Annotated in this window: 18 protein-coding genes; 12 read left to right on the plus strand and 6 right to left on the minus strand. The window is 56.9% G+C overall.

The window, feature by feature from the left end; all coding sequences use genetic code 11:
• Window positions 1-10: 10 nt before the first annotated feature.
• Entirely contained in the window at window positions 11-646 is a 636-nt protein-coding gene (locus GOV91_RS10395) for a DUF1326 domain-containing protein (protein WP_171235455.1), read from the minus strand.
• A 266-nt stretch (window positions 647-912) separates the two neighbouring features.
• Here GOV91_RS10395 and GOV91_RS10400 point away from each other — a divergent pair, with 266 nt between their 5' ends.
• The 3 genes from GOV91_RS10400 (at window position 913) to GOV91_RS10410 (ending at window position 2,640) form a co-directional block, all read left to right on the plus strand.
• Window positions 913-1,620 carry a DUF533 domain-containing protein gene (locus tag GOV91_RS10400; RefSeq protein WP_171235456.1) on the plus strand — a complete coding sequence of 236 codons (708 nt, stop codon included), beginning with the start codon at window positions 913-915 and terminating at the stop codon, window positions 1,618-1,620.
• Window positions 1,621-1,747: 127 nt separating this feature from the next.
• The gene (gene rpmG / locus GOV91_RS10405; protein WP_037309480.1) at window positions 1,748-1,915 is read left to right on the plus strand and encodes a 50S ribosomal protein L33; all 168 of its coding nucleotides are present in this window, start codon (window positions 1,748-1,750) and stop codon (window positions 1,913-1,915) included.
• A gap of 218 nt (window positions 1,916-2,133) precedes the next feature.
• On the plus strand, window positions 2,134-2,640 hold the full coding sequence (locus GOV91_RS10410) for a hypothetical protein (protein WP_171175513.1): 507 nt from the start codon (window positions 2,134-2,136) through the stop codon (window positions 2,638-2,640).
• Window positions 2,641-2,776: 136 nt separating this feature from the next.
• Here GOV91_RS10410 and GOV91_RS10415 read toward each other — a convergent pair whose 3' ends face one another.
• Together GOV91_RS10415 and GOV91_RS10420 are read right to left on the minus strand one after the other, a co-directional pair.
• On the minus strand, window positions 2,777-3,556 hold the full coding sequence (locus GOV91_RS10415) for a Bax inhibitor-1/YccA family protein (protein WP_171175511.1): 780 nt from the start codon (window positions 3,554-3,556) through the stop codon (window positions 2,777-2,779).
• Between the two features lie 183 nt (window positions 3,557-3,739).
• Window positions 3,740-3,949 (minus strand): DUF1127 domain-containing protein, encoded by a 210-nt coding sequence (locus GOV91_RS10420; protein ID WP_171175509.1) that lies wholly within the window; start codon window positions 3,947-3,949, stop codon window positions 3,740-3,742.
• Between the two features lie 127 nt (window positions 3,950-4,076).
• Between GOV91_RS10420 and GOV91_RS10425 the strand changes: the two genes are divergently transcribed.
• A complete protein-coding gene (locus tag GOV91_RS10425; protein WP_171235457.1) occupies window positions 4,077-4,958 on the plus strand; it encodes a LysR family transcriptional regulator in 882 nt (293 codons plus the stop codon).
• A 6-nt stretch (window positions 4,959-4,964) separates the two neighbouring features.
• Here GOV91_RS10425 and GOV91_RS10430 read toward each other — a convergent pair whose 3' ends face one another.
• Window positions 4,965-5,921, minus strand: a complete 957-nt coding sequence (locus GOV91_RS10430) for an NADPH:quinone oxidoreductase family protein (RefSeq protein ID WP_171235458.1) — start codon at window positions 5,919-5,921, stop codon at window positions 4,965-4,967.
• 332 nt (window positions 5,922-6,253) lie between these two features.
• Between GOV91_RS10430 and GOV91_RS10435 the strand changes: the two genes are divergently transcribed.
• From GOV91_RS10435 to GOV91_RS10445, 3 genes are all read left to right on the plus strand, one after another.
• Entirely contained in the window at window positions 6,254-6,625 is a 372-nt protein-coding gene (locus GOV91_RS10435) for a helix-turn-helix domain-containing protein (protein WP_171235459.1), read from the plus strand.
• Between the two features lie 40 nt (window positions 6,626-6,665).
• Complete coding sequence (gene hisN, locus GOV91_RS10440; RefSeq protein ID WP_171235460.1) at window positions 6,666-7,457, plus strand: histidinol-phosphatase; 792 nt, start codon at window positions 6,666-6,668, stop codon at window positions 7,455-7,457.
• A gap of 114 nt (window positions 7,458-7,571) precedes the next feature.
• Window positions 7,572-8,906, plus strand: coding sequence for an 8-oxoguanine deaminase (locus GOV91_RS10445; protein WP_171235461.1), 1,335 nt, complete (start codon window positions 7,572-7,574; stop codon window positions 8,904-8,906).
• Here the strand turns inward: GOV91_RS10445 and guaD are convergent.
• Window positions 8,903-10,189 carry a guanine deaminase gene (gene guaD, locus GOV91_RS10450; protein WP_171235462.1) on the minus strand — a complete coding sequence of 429 codons (1,287 nt, stop codon included), beginning with the start codon at window positions 10,187-10,189 and terminating at the stop codon, window positions 8,903-8,905. The two genes, GOV91_RS10445 and guaD, sit on opposite strands and share 4 nt — an antisense overlap.
• Window positions 10,190-10,328: 139 nt before the next feature.
• Between guaD and mgtE the strand changes: the two genes are divergently transcribed.
• Both mgtE and GOV91_RS10460 read left to right on the plus strand, forming a co-directional pair.
• Window positions 10,329-11,723 (plus strand): magnesium transporter, encoded by a 1,395-nt coding sequence (gene mgtE, locus GOV91_RS10455; RefSeq protein ID WP_171235463.1) that lies wholly within the window; start codon window positions 10,329-10,331, stop codon window positions 11,721-11,723.
• On the plus strand, window positions 11,720-12,277 hold the full coding sequence (locus GOV91_RS10460) for a 5-formyltetrahydrofolate cyclo-ligase (RefSeq protein WP_171235464.1): 558 nt from the start codon (window positions 11,720-11,722) through the stop codon (window positions 12,275-12,277). The genes mgtE and GOV91_RS10460 overlap by 4 nt, the downstream gene beginning before the upstream one ends.
• Window positions 12,278-12,280: 3 nt before the next feature.
• On the opposite strand, the gene GOV91_RS10465 is transcribed toward GOV91_RS10460, so the two are convergent.
• The gene (locus GOV91_RS10465) at window positions 12,281-12,508 is read right to left on the minus strand and encodes a DUF333 domain-containing protein (RefSeq protein ID WP_171235465.1); all 228 of its coding nucleotides are present in this window, start codon (window positions 12,506-12,508) and stop codon (window positions 12,281-12,283) included.
• A gap of 133 nt (window positions 12,509-12,641) precedes the next feature.
• Between GOV91_RS10465 and GOV91_RS10470 the strand changes: the two genes are divergently transcribed.
• From GOV91_RS10470 to GOV91_RS10480, 3 genes are all read left to right on the plus strand, one after another.
• Window positions 12,642-13,457, plus strand: coding sequence for a TIGR00282 family metallophosphoesterase (locus tag GOV91_RS10470; RefSeq protein ID WP_171235466.1), 816 nt, complete (start codon window positions 12,642-12,644; stop codon window positions 13,455-13,457).
• 87 nt (window positions 13,458-13,544) lie between these two features.
• Window positions 13,545-15,323 carry an SLC13 family permease gene (locus GOV91_RS10475; protein ID WP_171235467.1) on the plus strand — a complete coding sequence of 593 codons (1,779 nt, stop codon included), beginning with the start codon at window positions 13,545-13,547 and terminating at the stop codon, window positions 15,321-15,323.
• Window positions 15,324-15,419: 96 nt separating this feature from the next.
• A complete protein-coding gene (locus GOV91_RS10480; protein WP_171175485.1) occupies window positions 15,420-16,157 on the plus strand; it encodes a YbaY family lipoprotein in 738 nt (245 codons plus the stop codon).
• Window positions 16,158-16,170: the final 13 nt, after the last annotated feature.

The raw sequence follows: 16,170 nt of genomic DNA on the forward strand, positions 1-16,170 counted from the left end.
ACATCCAAAGCTATGCGCCCAATACGCCGTGACCCGAGATGTTCAGATGTGCCAGGTGGGCATGGGTGGCATCTAAAGTCAGGCTGATCTCGCTGCCGGTGGTTTTTGCCGTGCCCGAGGCAGCCTCGGCGTGGCGGTACTCAAATCCGTTTGGCAATTGGATCGATGCCCGATGGGGCGCCCCAGAGACGATGTGGGGTATCGGGTTGACCTCGACGTCGAAAACACCGGTGACTTTTGCATATCCAGTGCGATCTTCCCGGCTCCAGTCCAGTTCGATCGGTACGAATAAGGTTTCATGCTTGGTCGGAGCCATCGCGCTGAAGACGTACCAGAACGTGGCCATTTCGTCGGTGTCTTCTCCGGTCATGATCGCCTGCAACGCGGCCCGCTGATCGGCTGAGGCGCTTTCATCGATGATCAGTTGCATCTGACCGTTGCCTTCATGAATCGGGCCTGGCCAATGATAAACACCTGCCGCCCGAAGGCCGCCCAGATCGGTGTCACCATAGTGGCCGCTATGGATGTCAAAGACCACAACCGCTTCGCAATTGCCATGAGACGGCAGAACGCTGAACTGGCAAGGACAGCCGAAGTTGCAATTGCAATTGGCCAGTTCCTCGGCCTGGATAACCCATTCTGTCATGATAGCCCCCCAAGAAAAGTCGCATTAAAGAACTCTGCTCAACACAGGCCAGTCCTGTTGATGCTGCCTCGGCTATGAGCCTTAATTCGGCTTCTTGGATGCGCGACCGTATCACGAATCCGTGATATGGACAAACTTGATGGCGGTTTAGTCGTGCATTTTAGGCTTTATCGCGGGCCTTAGTCGCGTTGGGGTTGAACACTGTATTCGTCACTACATTCGGATGTTAGATTTGAGGTGCAGTTTTTTGATCCGGGAGGTTGGTTATGAGCTTTATGAAAACGCTGGCGTCTGTGGCCATTGGCTTTGCTGCGGCCAAGGGTATGGACAAGTATCAGAAGATGGGCGGCATGGCGGGCTTGCAAGACATGATGCAGGGCGCTGGTGGAGGATTTGGCATGGACCAGCTGGGCAAAATGGCCGAACAGTTTGGCTTGCCCGGAGGCGCAGCGGGACTTCAGGACATGATGGGCAAGATGGGACTCGGCGGCAGCACTGCTGTAGCTGCGGGTTTAGGAGGGCTGTTGAACGCGATGCAAGGGGCCGCGAAAACGGCTAACCAACAGACCGGTGACATGATGGAAACCGTGTTCAGCGGCACCCCGGCTGGCGCAGCAATGGAAGCACAAGCCAAACTGATGCTGCGCGCGATGATTCAGGCGGCCAAGGCGGATGGCGAGCTGGATGATCACGAAAAAGAAATCATTCTGGGTGAATTGGGCGACGACATCAGCGGCGAGGAGCGGGCGTTTGTACAAGAGCAGCTGAATGCACCGGTTGATGTCATGGGATTGGCGGCTGATTCTGGCGCGCCGCTGAGAGCGCAGATTTACGCCACGTCTTTGGCGGCTATTCGTCTGGATAACGCGCGTGAAGCGTCATACCTGCGGCAATTGTCCACTGCGCTGGGTCTTTCAGACGCGGAACGGGAACAGATTCACACCTTTATGGGCGCACCAACTCTGCCGGACTAACGCCGAGTGGGATTCCTGTGACTGCATCGGCCGATTGGCCTTGACATAGACGGTGCAGCGCGTAAAAGCGCACGCTCATAGGAATTCAACCGAAAGGCCCCTGCCTTTTCGGACGCAGGAGACAACCATGGCGAAGCCGACGACAATCAAGATCCGCCTGAACTCGACCGCGGGCACGGGCCACTTCTACGTGACCAAGAAAAACGCGCGTACCATGACTGAGAAAATGACCATTCGTAAATACGATCCGGTCGTTCGCAAGCATGTCGAGTACAAGGAAGGCAAGATCAAGTAATCTGCCGTTCCACGTGGACATTTTTTAAAAAGGGCTCTGTCAGGCAGAGCCCTTTTTCTATTCTGCTTCGCCGTCTTCTGCTGAGTAGATTGGACCAGATCGATCTGGGTCCGTTGCAGAGGCGCATCAGCGCGTGATGCAATCGCATCGGCTGCGGCTTGCTTTTTTAGGTGACCTGCAAGTACGCTTCAGCAAACCGCCACAAAATGTTGAGCGCCATGAAAAAAATCTTGTTGTCCACAATCGCCGTCCTGACCCTAGCGGCTTGCGAAGATCCGTTTAACCGCGAAGGTGTCGGATTTACCGGAATCGATGGGGAGCCACGCACGATCTCCGATGTACCGGGTGCCGTTGCCTTTCTTCCAGATGCGACCAACGTGCCTGCAGAGCTGGCGAAACTTCCAACTGTAACGCTGCGGGTCGATGAGACCGACCCATCCAAAGTCGCGTCAGTGGCAATCGACAACGGTGGGCAGACGCCAAATACAGCTGTTCAGCTAGAGGGCAGCGACACAGACCTGTTCCTCAGTACAGTCAATGTCAACGGCACTTTGTTCGGCGTTTTGCGTACATCTACGAACAGCGTAAAAGTCGATAACTCGATAGGGGTCGGCTTTGCGGAAGAGACTGAACGATTCACCGGATGCCTTCCCTCTGGCAATGTATTCCGCAAAGGAACTTCCGAGCGGAGTTCAGGTTTCGCCGTTCCGCTGAACTGTAGCTGATCACGTTTCGACTCGACTAATAAAACCCCGCCGGTCCGGCGGGGTTTTTCGTTTTCTTGCGACCCGAAGTTGTTTGTTGAAGCAAAGAAAAGGGCCGGTGAAAACCGGCCCTGTAATCATTGTCTTTTCGCAGCTGTTATTCCTGTTGGCCCATGAACATGAGCAGGAACTGGAACATGTTCAGGAACGAGATGTACAAGCTCAGCGCGCCGTCAAAGGCCGCCTTGTCCAGCCACTCCTGGTCGCCATGCGCAGCATGTGCGACGTAGGTGTTCTTGATGTCCTGCGTGTAGAACGCGGTCAGACCAGCAAAAATCAGGATGCCGATGGCGGAAATAGCCAGCATCATGACGCCAGACTGCAGGAACAAGTTGATGATCATTGCAACCAGCAGACCGATCACACCCATCATCAGGAAGGTGCCCATACCGCTGAGGTTACGCTTCGTGGTGTAACCGTAAAGGCTGAGGCCGGCAAAGGCGATTGCAGTCACCAGGAAGGTCTGCGCAATCGAGTAGGGCGTGAAGACCATGAAGATCGAGCTCATGGATACGCCCATGACCGCTGCGAAGGCGAAGAAGCCCAGCTGTACGGTTGCGGCCGAGCCACGACGCATCAAAGCGCCCCAGCCAAAGAAGATGAAGGCCAGAGGGGCGAACATTACAACCCACTTTAGTGGCGACAGGAACAGCGCACCACCGAGGCTGGTCAGATATCGATCAGCGCCGATCTGTGCTACGGCATTGGACGGATCGCTGGTTACTGCCAGACCTGCAATCGCCCAGGCCGCCAGTGCTGTAATCAGCATGCCTACGGACATTGTGCCGTAGACTTTGTTCATGTGGGCGCGCAGGCCCTCGTCAATCTCGGCGGCGCGCGCGCCGGATACCGTCCGGATCGTGTCGAATTGTGCCATCAAAGGGTCTCCCTTGTCGAATATCTTAGTCGCCCCGAGAGTGCGGGGCGGTTTCCCAGTAAATATCGGCAACTAGAGGCTATGTTTCAAGAGATTCCGGATGAAAACCGACTAAAACACGCAACAAATTTGGCGACGGGAGATGAAACACCACCCATCGCCTTCAAAATATGAGTTTTGAAGTTATCTTTTCCAAAAATCAGGTGCGTCCCAGAAGAACCGGCGCGCCTCAGCAGAGGCTTCAGCGCGGGTCACTCCGATATCCTCAAGCGCGGCATCGTCCAGGTGCGCCAGAGCGCGGCGTTGCCGGGTCAGTTCGATTGCCTGAAAGATTCCCACCATCAGGGACCGGTTGGCTGGCTTGCAAGTCGTGTGAAGTGCAACTTGGGTCATGGTCTTTGTCCTTTCCTGGTTTCGCGATGCTTTTTGTTTTCAACATCAATTTCCTTGATAGATATGGATGCATGTGTCATATTTTCAAAACGAATATTTTTGATGTCATCCATAAGGAATCGTGAAGATGCGAAATCTGGACATTACGACCCTGCGATCCTTCGTGGCCGTTGCAGATCAGGGCGGTGTGACACGTGCTGCCGGATTTCTGCACCTGACCCAATCTGCCGTATCCATGCAATTGAAGCGTTTGGAAGAGCTTTTAGGTCTGGAGTTGTTGGATCGAAGCGGCCGTACCATTGCGTTGACTGCATCCGGCGAGCAGCTGCTGGCTTACGCCCGCCGAATGATTGCCCTGAATGATGAGGTGATCGGTCGTCTGACGGATCAAGCTTTTGAAGGCGAGGTTGTTCTCGGTGTGCCCCATGACATTGTCTATCCTGCGATCCCAAGGGTCTTGCAGCGGTTCAACGTAGATTTTCCACGCGTGCGCGTGCAATTGGTGTCATCGTATTCGCTGCAGCTGAAAGATATGTACAAGCGTGGTGAATGCGACTTGATCCTGACAACTGAACCATCCGCGGCTGAGGCGGGAGAGACAATAGCAGAGCTTCCTTTACGCTGGATTGGTGCGCCGGGTGGGTCTGCGTGGCGCAAACAACCGCTGCCGCTGGCACTTGGGCGTAGGTGTCTGTTCCGGCCACAGGTGATTTCGGCATTGGATGCGGCGGGAATTCCTTGGGAGCTGTCAGTTGAAACCGAAAATGACCGGACGATCGAAGCCACGGTCAGTGCTGATCTTGCAGTTAACGCCATGTTAGACGGAACCGAAGCTTCGCATCTCGAGCAAATCGATTCCGGTGGCGCGCTGCCTGATTTGCCGGCCCACATGATCAACCTTTATGGCGGCGAGCCGGGCCGGGGCGCTGTTGTTGAGGCGCTGGCGCAGCTGGTGCGCCAGAATTTTCGGATGCTTGGAAGCACCCCATTGCGTGCGGTCGCGGGGTAAACGCGATCAGGGCGTGATTACAATCTTGCCCGTCGACTTCCGCTCTTTGAGCAGTTGCATCCCCTGCGCGACGTCCTCAAGTTGCAGGGTATGACTGATATGCGGCTTTATCCGCCCTTCTGCGTGCCACCGGAAAAGGGTTTCGAAGCTGTTGCGTACGGCCTCGGGGCGGAATTTTAAGTATCCGCCGATGTAAAATCCGATGATGGTCAGGTTCTTGACCAACAAGTGGTTTGCAGGGATTTGCGGCACCTCGCCCCCCGCGAAGCCAATTGGAAGCAAGCGGCCTTCGGGGTTGGTGGCTCGAAACGCAGCTTTGAACACGTCGCCGCCGATGGCATCATAGACGACATCCGCGCCGCCCAGTGCTTTGACCCGCTCTCTCAGGTCTTCTGAGGCGTCGATCAGATGATCGGCCCCTGCGGCCTGGGCCACGGCAAGTTTGTCCTCGCCCCGCGCTTGCGCGATGACTGTCGCGCCCATGAGCTTGCCGATCTCGACTGCGGTCAAGCCAACGCCGCCCGCAGCGCCAGTCACTAAAAGTGTCTCGCCCGGTTGCAATCTCGCTCGATGATCCAGCGCCATGTGACTGGTGCCATAGGCGATCTGGATTGCGGCTGCCTCCTCAAAGCTAATGCAATCAGGCAATGCGATCGCGCGTTCGGCATCAAACACGCCGTATTCAGCCAACCCGTCCTGTCCGGAGTAGACCGCAATTCGATCGCCCGGTTTCAAACCCGACACGTCGGGCCCGATTTCATCCACAACGCCCGCGATTTCCATGCCCAGGGTAAAAGGGGCTGGGGGCGTGTCCTGATAAGTGCCTTTTTGCATCAGCAGGTCGGCGAAGTTCAGACCGCACGCCTTGATCGCAACCCGCACTTGACCCTTCGTTGGTGTTGGTACTTCAAGATCGCACAGCTCAGCCGGTACTCCGGTAGATTGAACGCTATAGGCCCGCATTTGTCCCCTCGCAATTTTGGGTCATAGGCACGCGTGAAGTGGCGAAAGTCAATTGGTTTGGTGCATCAGAGGCAACGCGAAACCAGCAGGTTTCTTGCAATCAAGGCAACCGGGCACGTAGGGTGCAACGCAATACAACCACAACCCTTCAAAAAGGGGTATGACTCAACCGTCTTGAAAAAAATTCAAAAACCGGCATTATAAACGCCTAGTGCTGTTTAGGGGGGCGGCACAGTCCGTATTAGGGGTGCATTAAGGGGAACCCTCTAATTTTGCGATAGCGGACGTCGCGACCTCCAACGCAGATGTTTGTGTAGTATAGGAGAATACCAATGACTCATCACGTCGATGTCCATGTGGGCAAGCGCGTTCGGCATCGCCGCTGGCTGATTGGCATGACCCAACAGCAGTTGGCGCAGCAAGTTGGTATCAAGTTTCAGCAAATTCAAAAATATGAAACCGGAGCCAACCGAATCAGCGCTTCTCGCCTGTGGGATATTGCAGAGGCATTGGAAGTGCCGGTCAGCTTTTTCTTTGAAGGTTTGGAAGAAACCCAGAAAAGCGACTCGGACAAGAAATCCGTTCCTGCCGACCTGATGGGCGACAAGGAAGCATTGGATCTGGTGCGTTCATACTATGCGATTCCGGAAAATCAGCGTCGACGTCTGTTCGAGTTGGCGCGAGTTCTCAGCGACGTCGCCTGAGTGACTTGACTTTGTTGGACATTGCTCGCACCTGTGAGCGATGCAACCAACGATCCAAAGCGACATCGAAATTGCGGAAGAAATGGCCGAAGCAGCACGTTCGGCCATTCTTCCGTTTTTTCGTCAAACAAATCTTGAAACGTCAAACAAGCTTACCGACGGGTTTGACCCTGTAACGGTGGCTGACCGCGCCGCCGAGCAAGCGATGCGAGAGGTTCTGTCCCGGCAGCGCCCAGAAGACGGTATTCTGGGCGAAGAGTTTGGTGCGCATAAAGGCTCCAGTGGCCGCACTTGGGTATTGGACCCTATCGATGGGACCCGCGGCTTTATCAGCGGAACGCCAACCTGGGGTGTTCTAATTGCGCTGAGCGATCACGATGGGCCATTTATGGGGGTCATCGATCAACCCTATATCGGAGAGCGTTTCGTAGGATCGCCATCCGGCGCTCATTTGACCGGGCCTTTGGGCACCAGTAAAATGCAAACGCGCGATACCAGAACACTGGACCAGGCTACTTTGTTCACCACATTTCCCGAGGTCGGCACCTCAAAGGACCGGGCCGGGTTTCAGGCCGTATCCGAGCAGGTGCAACTAACGCGGTATGGAATGGATTGCTACGCCTATGCGCTTCTGGCCGCAGGACAGGCGGATCTGGTAATTGAGGCTGGCCTGAACTCTTACGACATTCAAGCACCTATCGCTGTAATTCAGGCGGCAGGCGGTGTCGTGACGGATTGGCAGGGCGGCCCTGCGCATAACGGCGGTCGCGCCTTGGCTGCGGCGAATGCAGAGCTTCACGCCGCAGCACTTGAGATTCTGCGCCGATTCTAAACACTGTTGCCGCGCACGAGAATGGCGGTTAAACCGGACATAGCCGGTTCTTGAGCCCGTTTTCCGCCGGCACACGCACTCCTTGCATGAAACGGGCATATGCAGGAGCGCGATATGACAGAAATCCTACTCAAGAACGCCGATCTGATCCTGACGATGGATGACACCCGGCAAGAGCTGTCTAGAGCCGATATTCTGATCCTCAACGGGCAGATCGCCCAGATCGGTCATGGGTTGCAGACGCAAGGCGAGGTCCACGACGCGACGGGCTGTCTCGTGACGCCCGGCCTGGTGAACACACATCACCACCTTTACCAAACCCTCACTCGTGCTGTTCCGGGCGGTCAGGATGCATTGCTGTTTGGATGGCTTAAAACACTCTATCCGATTTGGGCCCGGTTCGGACCTGAAGAGATGTTCACCTCGGCCCAGATTGGCTTGGCCGAGCTGGCGTTATCGGGCTGCACGCTCAGTTCCGATCACCTTTATCTCTACCCCAACGGCGCGCGGCTCGAGGACACGATTTCTGCTGCGTCCGAGCTGGGGATGCGGTTTCACCCTACGCGTGGTGCCATGAGCATCGGCGAGAGTGATGGTGGCCTGCCACCGGACAGCCTGGTTGAACAGGAAGCCGCCATTCTGGACGATATGATCCGTGTTGTTGATGCGTTTCATAACCCGTTGGAAGGGTCTATGTGCCGCGTTGGCCTTGCCCCGTGTTCGCCTTTCTCCGTCAGCCGCGAGCTGATGCGGGACGCGGCATTGCTGGCGCGGGATAAGGGCGTGATGCTGCATACCCATCTGGCCGAAAATGATGAGGACATCGCTTATTCGCAGGCGCAGTTCGGCTGCCGCCCCGGTCAGTACGCCGAAGATTTAGGCTGGACAGGCCCCGATGTTTGGCATGCCCATTGTGTCAAACTGGACGAGGGCGAGATTGATCTGTTCTCGCGCACCAAAACAGGTGTGGCCCACTGCCCCTGTTCGAATTGCCGCCTTGGATCTGGCATCGCGCCAGTTCGGGCGATGCGTGACGCAGGCGTCAAGGTTGGTCTTGGCGCGGACGGCTCGGCCAGCAATGACAATGGCAACCTGATGTTGGAAGCGCGGCAGGCGATGCTGCTGCAGCGAGTGGCCAGCGGCGCAGACGCCATGTCGGCGCGAGAAGCGTTGGAGATCGCGACACGTGGCGGGGCTGATGTGCTGGGCCGCACCGATTGCGGCCGGCTTATGCCCGGTAAACGTGCGGATATCGCAGTGTGGGACACACGTTGCATCGAAAGCGCAGGCAGTTGGGATCCTGCAGCGTTGCTGTTGGCGGGGCCAATGACCGTGAAACATCTGTTTGTTGAAGGCCGTCAGATTGTGCGGGATGGGCATATCACTACGATTGATCTGCCCCGTGTGATCGAGCGTCAGAATGCGCTTGCGCGGGCGTTGCAGGCTTAAGCAGCCTGTTGCCCGCCGATCCAAACCTCGGCCACGGCCCGATCATCACCCATCATGATGGTCGGGAAGACTGCCTCCCACACATCGTTTGCATGGGCCTCGCGCTGGGCAATGGCTGGGGTCGAGGCGAGGTCGAGCACAACCAGATCCGCCTCCATCCCCGGTGCGACATTGCCGATGCAGTCATCCATGCGCAGGCTCCGCGCGGACCCGACGGTGCCCAGCCACAGCAATTGCGCCGGATGCAGCGGGCGGCCACGCAGTTGGCCGATTTCATAGGCTGCCGCCATTGTGCGCAGCATCGAGAAACTGGACCCGCCGCCTGTATCCGTGGCCAGACCGACGCGGTGGCCATCATGGATTAGCCCATTCATGTCAAACAGACCCGAACCGATGAAGGTGTTCGAAGTGGGGCAGTGGATCAGTGAGGCATCAACTTCGCGCAGCCGATCCCGCTCCCGGTCCTCCAGATGGATGACGTGTCCATAAAGACCGTTCTGGCCCAACAGACCGAACTTTTCGTAGGTATCAAGATAATCCCGCGCGTCGGGGAACAGGGATTGAACCCATTCGATTTCATCCGTTTGCTCGCTCAGATGGGTTTGCATCAGGCAATGTGGATGTTCGGCCCACAGCGCGCCCATCGCTTCCAGCTGTTCCGGGGTTGAGGTCGGCGAAAAGCGCGGGGTGATGGCATAGGACAGCCGGTCGATACGATGCCACTTTTCCAGCAGGGCTGCTGATTGATCGTAAGCAGTCTGCGCTGTGTCTCGCAGACCTTCGGGCGCATTGCGGTCCATGCATGTCTTGCCCGCCACCACCCGCTGCCCACGCTGCTGCGCTGCGGTAAAGAACGCATCCACACTTTCGGGGTGGATTGTGCAAAAGCTGCACATCGTAGTGGTGCCATGTGCGGTGGTCAGGTCCAGGTAACGATTGGCGATCTCGGTTGCATAGTCCGGATCGCCAAACTTCATCTCTTCCGGGAAGGTGTAGGTGTTCAGCCAGTCAATCAGCCGCTTCCCCCAACTGGCGATCATAGCCGTCTGGGGGTAATGCACATGCGGGTCAACAAACCCTGCCATGATCAGATGGTTGCCATGGTCCTTGGTGGCTGCATCGGGGTGAGCCTGCGTCAACGTATCGGCGGTGCCAACATCTGCGATGCGCCCGTCTTCGATCACAACCGCTTCGTGCAGTCGTGTGGCGTCGGTCGGCTCTCCTTCAAAAGGTGAACCTGTGAAAGTCAGAACGCGCCCCTTCAAAAGCGTCTTTTGCGCCATTTGCCCTGTTCTCCACCTCATTTGAACCGCACATCAGCATAGGCGGACGAAAGAAGTGGGTAAATTGGCGCATTGTCATTGTTTTTCTGTAGCTGCTTCTTCTATTTAGGGGCCAATCGCCGAGACAAGGGGGCAGCGCATGACGACAGGCAGTGACGAAGCCGGACACGATCTGCCCCGGGACGAGGACGCCTATGCGCTGGACCCCAAGGTTGTGGCGGGAATCCTCTATGCGGTGGATATCGACGACCGCGACAAGCTGATTGAGCTGATGGAGCCGCTGCACGCGGCGGACATCGCGGACCTTCTTGAGCAGATCAACCCGTTTGACCGGTCCCGCCTGATCCGCCTGTATGACAAGGAATTTGACGGCGACATCCTGTCCGAACTGGATGAATCGGTCCGCGAAGAGGTGATCTCGGTCCTGAACCCGGATGTTCTGGCTGAAGCAGTGCGCGAGATGGAAAGCGACGATGTCGTCGACTTGCTTGAGGACCTTGAGGAGCCTCAGCAGGAAACCATTCTGGATGCGCTGGAGGATTCCGAACGGATCGCCGCCGAACAGGCGCTGTCCTACCCCGAGAACTCGGCCGGCCGTCTCATGCAGCGCGAGGTCGTCATGGCGCCCGAGCATTGGACCGTCGGGCAAGCCATCGATTTTATGCGCGCCAATGATGATCTGCCCGAGCAGTTTTATCACGTGGTTCTGGTCGATCCGCGCCTGAAGCCAGTGGCGCAGGTGACTTTGGGTAAGCTGATGGCGACGCGGCGCGAAGTACCGCTAACCGATCTGGCGGAAGAAGAATTTCACATCATCCCCGTCGATCAGGACGAAGAAGACGTGGCGTATGCCTTCAACCAGTACCATCTGATCTCGTCCCCGGTGGTGGATTCTGATGGTCGTCTGGTTGGTGTTATCACCATCGACGACGCAATGGTTGTTTTGGATGAGGAACACGAAGAAGACATCCTGCGCCTCGCTGGCGTGAGCGACGAAAGCTCCATTTCCGACAGTGTGGCGGCGACAAGCCGACGGCGGCTACCGTGGTTGGCGGTGAACCTATGTACGGCGATCTGTGCTTCGTTGGTGATTTCACAGTTTGAGGCCGCGATTGATCAACTGGTCGCGCTGGCCATCCTGATGCCCATTGTCGCGTCAATGGGTGGCAACGCGGGCACACAATCGCTGACGGTGGCCGTGCGTGCTTTGGCGACGCGAGACCTGACCAATGCAAACGTGATGCGTGTTATCCGGCGCGAATTGTTGGTCGGCATGCTCAACGGGCTATGCTTTGCCATCGTGTTGGGTACCGTGGGGATGTTGTGGTTTGACTCTCCGCTATTGGGTGTCGTGATCGGCTCTGCCTTGGTCGTGAACATGATCATCGCCGGGTTCGCGGGTACAGTAGTACCTGTCGTGCTGGACCGTTTGGGTGTTGACCCGGCGCTGGCGTCCGGAACCTTTGTGACAACCACAACGGATGTCATGGGGTTCTTCATCTTTCTTGGCCTTGCCAGCGTGGTGCTCTTGTGACCGATCTGACCGAAATCAAAGCCGCAGCCCGCAAAGCGGCCTTTGCCCGCCGCAAGGCTGCATTTAATACGCGTTTGCCCGGTGCGGCCGGACGGCTATCCGAGGTTCTGGCCGGGCACCGGGGCGTACCCATGTCGGGCTATATGCCCATCAGAACCGAGATCGACCCGCTGCCCGCGATGGCCGAGGCATCGGCTTACGGGCCGGTTGGCGTGCCGGTCATTCAGGCCGCTGGTCAACCTTTGAAATTCTCTCGCTGGACACCCGAAGGTGTACTGAAAGATGGCCCGTTTGGTGCCAAAGTGCCCGAGGTGGATGACTATTTCGATCCCGAGATTCTTATCGTGCCGCTGGTCGCGTTTGATGCAAATGGTGGTCGGCTGGGCTATGGCGGCGGGTTCTATGACCGCACGCTGGAAGGTTTGCGCGCCAAACGCCCGACGCTGGCCATCGGTTTTGCCTTTGACGCGCAGGAGGCCGAGGGCCTGCCGTTGGAGCCAACAGACCAACCGTTGGATATGGTCATCACGGAAAGCCGGGTGCTGACCTTCTAGCTGTTATTGCTCGAAATGGCTGCGCAAGTAATCCCAGGCATCCACTTCGGTGCCGTCTGTCAGAATGCAGACACCAAAAACGCTGCCGTCTTCGTTTTTCCGAAGTTGATACGTCCCGTCGTTTTCGATGCAAAATGTTGCTGCGGGGTTGGGCATGGAGGTTTTGGTGCCTTCGGCAACGGCAGCCGAAGCAAACAAGACGCTGGCCGTCAGTAAAACTAAAGATTTCACGAAGAATTCCTTCTATGTTCAAACGCTCTTTAAAAACATTGCCACAGGTGAATGTGAATTCAACCCTCAACTCTGCGGCAAATTTCATGCTTCCGCCTTGTTATTGCCCTGCACAGCCCCTACGACCCGGGTCATGAGGATTTTGTTTCTTGGCGATGTCATGGGGCGCGCGGGCCGCGCTGCCGTTCAGCAGCACTTGCCGCGTCTGCGCGATGAATGGCGGCTGGATTTTGTTGTGGTCAACGGCGAAAACGCGTCGAACGGTATGGGCCTGAGCGGCGATCACGCCAAGCTGCTTCTGGATGCGGGTGCGGATTGCCTGACGCTGGGTGATCATGCCTTCGATCAGAAGGACATGTTGCAATATATCGAGAAAGAGCAGCGCATCGTGCGCCCGGTGAACTTTGCCAAAGGCGCACCGGGGCGGGGGCATCGGCTGTTCAATGCACCGGGTGGGCGCAAGGTTCTGGTCGCGCAGGTGCTTGGGCAGGTTTTCATGAAACGGCCCTTTGACGATCCGTTCTCGGCCATCGAACCGATCCTGAAGTCGCATCCTCGCGGGGGGCAGGCGCAAGCCATCATCGTGGACATGCATTGCGAGGCGACGTCCGAGAAAATGGCGATGGGCCATTATTGCGATAAACGTGCCAGCCTCGTTGTAGGAACGCACACTCATGTGCCGACCGCAGATTCTCAGATATTGCCGGGTGGTACAGGCTATCTGACAGATGCAGGCATGTGCGGAGACTACGACTCGGTCATCGGGATGGACAAGCAGGAACCGATGCGCCGCTTCATCACCGGTATGCCCAAGGCGCGGTTCACCCCTGCAAATGGTGAAGCAACGCTGAGCGGCGTTTTCGTGGAAACTGATGATCGCGACGGGCGGGCAAAATCTGTGCATATGGTGCGCGTCGGGGGGCGTTTGGAACAAGCTGGGCCTGAATAACAAACGTCAGGCTTGCTCTGCCGTGCGCAATGCGTGAAACTGCATGTCATCAGGCGCTTGGGCCCGGGTTCGGACAGAATACCACGAATGAATTTCCTTTCACTGACAGACACGGGCAGCGCAATTCTGGCGTTGCTTATCGTTGCGGGCATGTTCGTCATGTTCCTTCGCGAGGTTTATCCGACCGAAGTGGTGGCCATCGGAGGCGTCTCACTGATGCTTGTTACGGGCATTCTGCCCTATCAAAGCGCGTTGGCGGTTTTGTCCAATCCCGCGCCTTGGACGATCGCAGCAATGTTCATCATCATGGGGGCCCTGGTGCGAACGGGGGCATTGGATTCGTTCACCTCAACCGCGCAGAAACAGGCTCAGGTAAACCCGCGCATCGCGATTGGGCTGCTCATGGCGTTTGTCGTTCTGGCCTCGGCTGTGGTGTCGAACACGCCGGTGGTTGTGGTCATGATCCCGGTCTTTGTACAAATTGCGCGAACCTTGAATGTGCCCGCGTCCAAGCTGCTGATTCCGTTGAGTTACGCGGCCATTCTGGGCGGCACGCTGACATTGATCGGTACGTCGACCAACCTGCTGGTTGATGGCGTCGCGCGCGCTCAGGGGATGACACCCTTTACAATCTTCGAGGTCACGCCGCTGGGGATCGTCCTTGTGATCTACGGGATGGTTTATTTGCGCTTCATCGCGCCCAAGCTTTTGCCCGAGCGTGACAGTATGGCGTCATTGCTCAGCGACCGGTCGAAGATGAAGTTCTTTACCGAAGCCGTCATTCCACCCGACAGCAACCTGATCGGGCGCGAAGTGACCGGTGTTCAATTGTTCAAACGACCCGGAGTCCGCCTGATCGATGTGGTTCGCGGGGATGAATCTCTGCGGCGCAATCTGAAAGGCGTTGAGCTGAGGGTTGGCGACCGTGTGGTTTTGCGGACCGAGATGACCGAGTTGTTGAGTTTACAAAGCAACAAGGAACTCAAGCGAGTGGACCAGGTTTCCGCCGTTGAAACCAAGACGGTCGAGGTGCTGATCACACCCGGATGCCGCATGGTAGGGCGGACCTTGGGAATGCTGCGTCTGCGGCGGCGATATGGTGTCTATGTCTTGGCGGTTCACCGACGGAACCAGAATATCGGTCGCCAGTTGGACGATCTTGTGGTCCGTGTGGGTGACACGTTGCTGCTGGAAGGTGCGCCCGCCGACATACAACGGCTTGCGGCTGAAATGGATATGGTGGACGTCACCCAACCGTCGGCGCGCGCTTTCCGACGCAGCCATGCGCCCATTGCAATAGGCGCACTGATTGGGATTGTTGCGCTTGCTGCGCTGGGCATCGCACCGATCCTGCTGCTTTCGATTGTGGCGGTGGCAGTAGTCTTGGTGACCCGCTGTATCGATGCGGATGAGGCATTTTCCTTTGTCGAAGGTCGGCTATTGGCTTTGATATTTGCGATGCTCGCCATTGGCGCAGCATTGGACAGTTCTGGCGCCGTGTCGTTGATTGTCGAGGCTGTTGCGCCTGGGCTTAGCGCTTTGCCGCCCTTCCTGATCATCTGGGCGGTCTATCTGCTGACCTCCGTCCTGACTGAACTGGTCTCGAACAACGCTGTTGCTGTTGTTGTTACGCCAATCGCCATTGGTTTGGCGCAGGCCGTGGGAATGGACCCGCGTCCGCTTGTGGTCGCGGTCATGGTGGCGGCTTCGGCCTCATTTGCAACGCCGATCGGCTATCAGACGAATATGATGGTCTATGGCCCCGGAGGTTATCGGTTTACCGATTTCATGAAGGTGGGCATCCCGCTGAACTTGACAGTTGGGTTGCTGGCGTCGCTGCTGATCCCGTTGATCTGGCCCCTTTAGGATCGGCTTAGAATTGCCACCTGTTTCAGGAAGCCCTTGTAAACGTGCAAAGACACACGATCTTTTTGAAATGTGATTTGTAAAAGGGGATTTGCCATGCTGACGACCGGAAAAGCCATATTGGCAGGTGCAGTGTTTGCCGCCATGATCAGTAGTGTCGCGATGGCGGGCACGGTTGAAGGTACCGCGACGTATCGAGAGCGTATCGCCCTTCCGCCCAATGCAACCCTGTTTGTTGAGCTTCAGGATATTTCGCTGGCCGATGCACCAGCCGTGACACTCTCGGCGCAACGATACGCTTTGACAGGTGTGCCGGCGCAGTTTGAACTGACCTATGATGATGCGTTGATCAAAGAAGGGCACAGCTACGCGGTGCGAGCGACTGTCACGCAGGGACAAAAGCTGCTTTTCACCACAGACACGGTTTATCCGGTCCTGACAAACGAAGCGGGGAACTCGGCTGACTTGTTGCTGGTCCAAGCTCAAAGTCAGGGAAGTGTGACGATTGAGAACACCGAATGGGTTGCCGCAACCCTGAATGGCGCGCCTCTTGAGACGGAAAAACGCCCAGAGCTGAGTTTTGGGCAAGGCGGGTCCTTTGGTGGCAGCGGCGGCTGTAACCGGTTCAGCGGTCAGGCCGAGATTTCAGGCAACCGGCTCACATTTCCCGACAACATGGCCGCAACCCTCATGGCTTGTCCGCCCGAGTTGGATGAAGTTGAGCGCGCCTTCCTCAAGACGATGCAAAGCGTCACGTCCTTTGCGATGGAAGGCGACGCGCTGGCTCTTCTGAACGGCGACGGAGAGCCGGTGATCAAGCTGGTCCGCAAATAAAGCAGAGGGGCCA

The sequence above is a fragment of the Ruegeria sp. HKCCA6837 genome, from assembly GCF_013034475.1.
Taxonomy (GTDB): domain Bacteria; phylum Pseudomonadota; class Alphaproteobacteria; order Rhodobacterales; family Rhodobacteraceae; genus Ruegeria.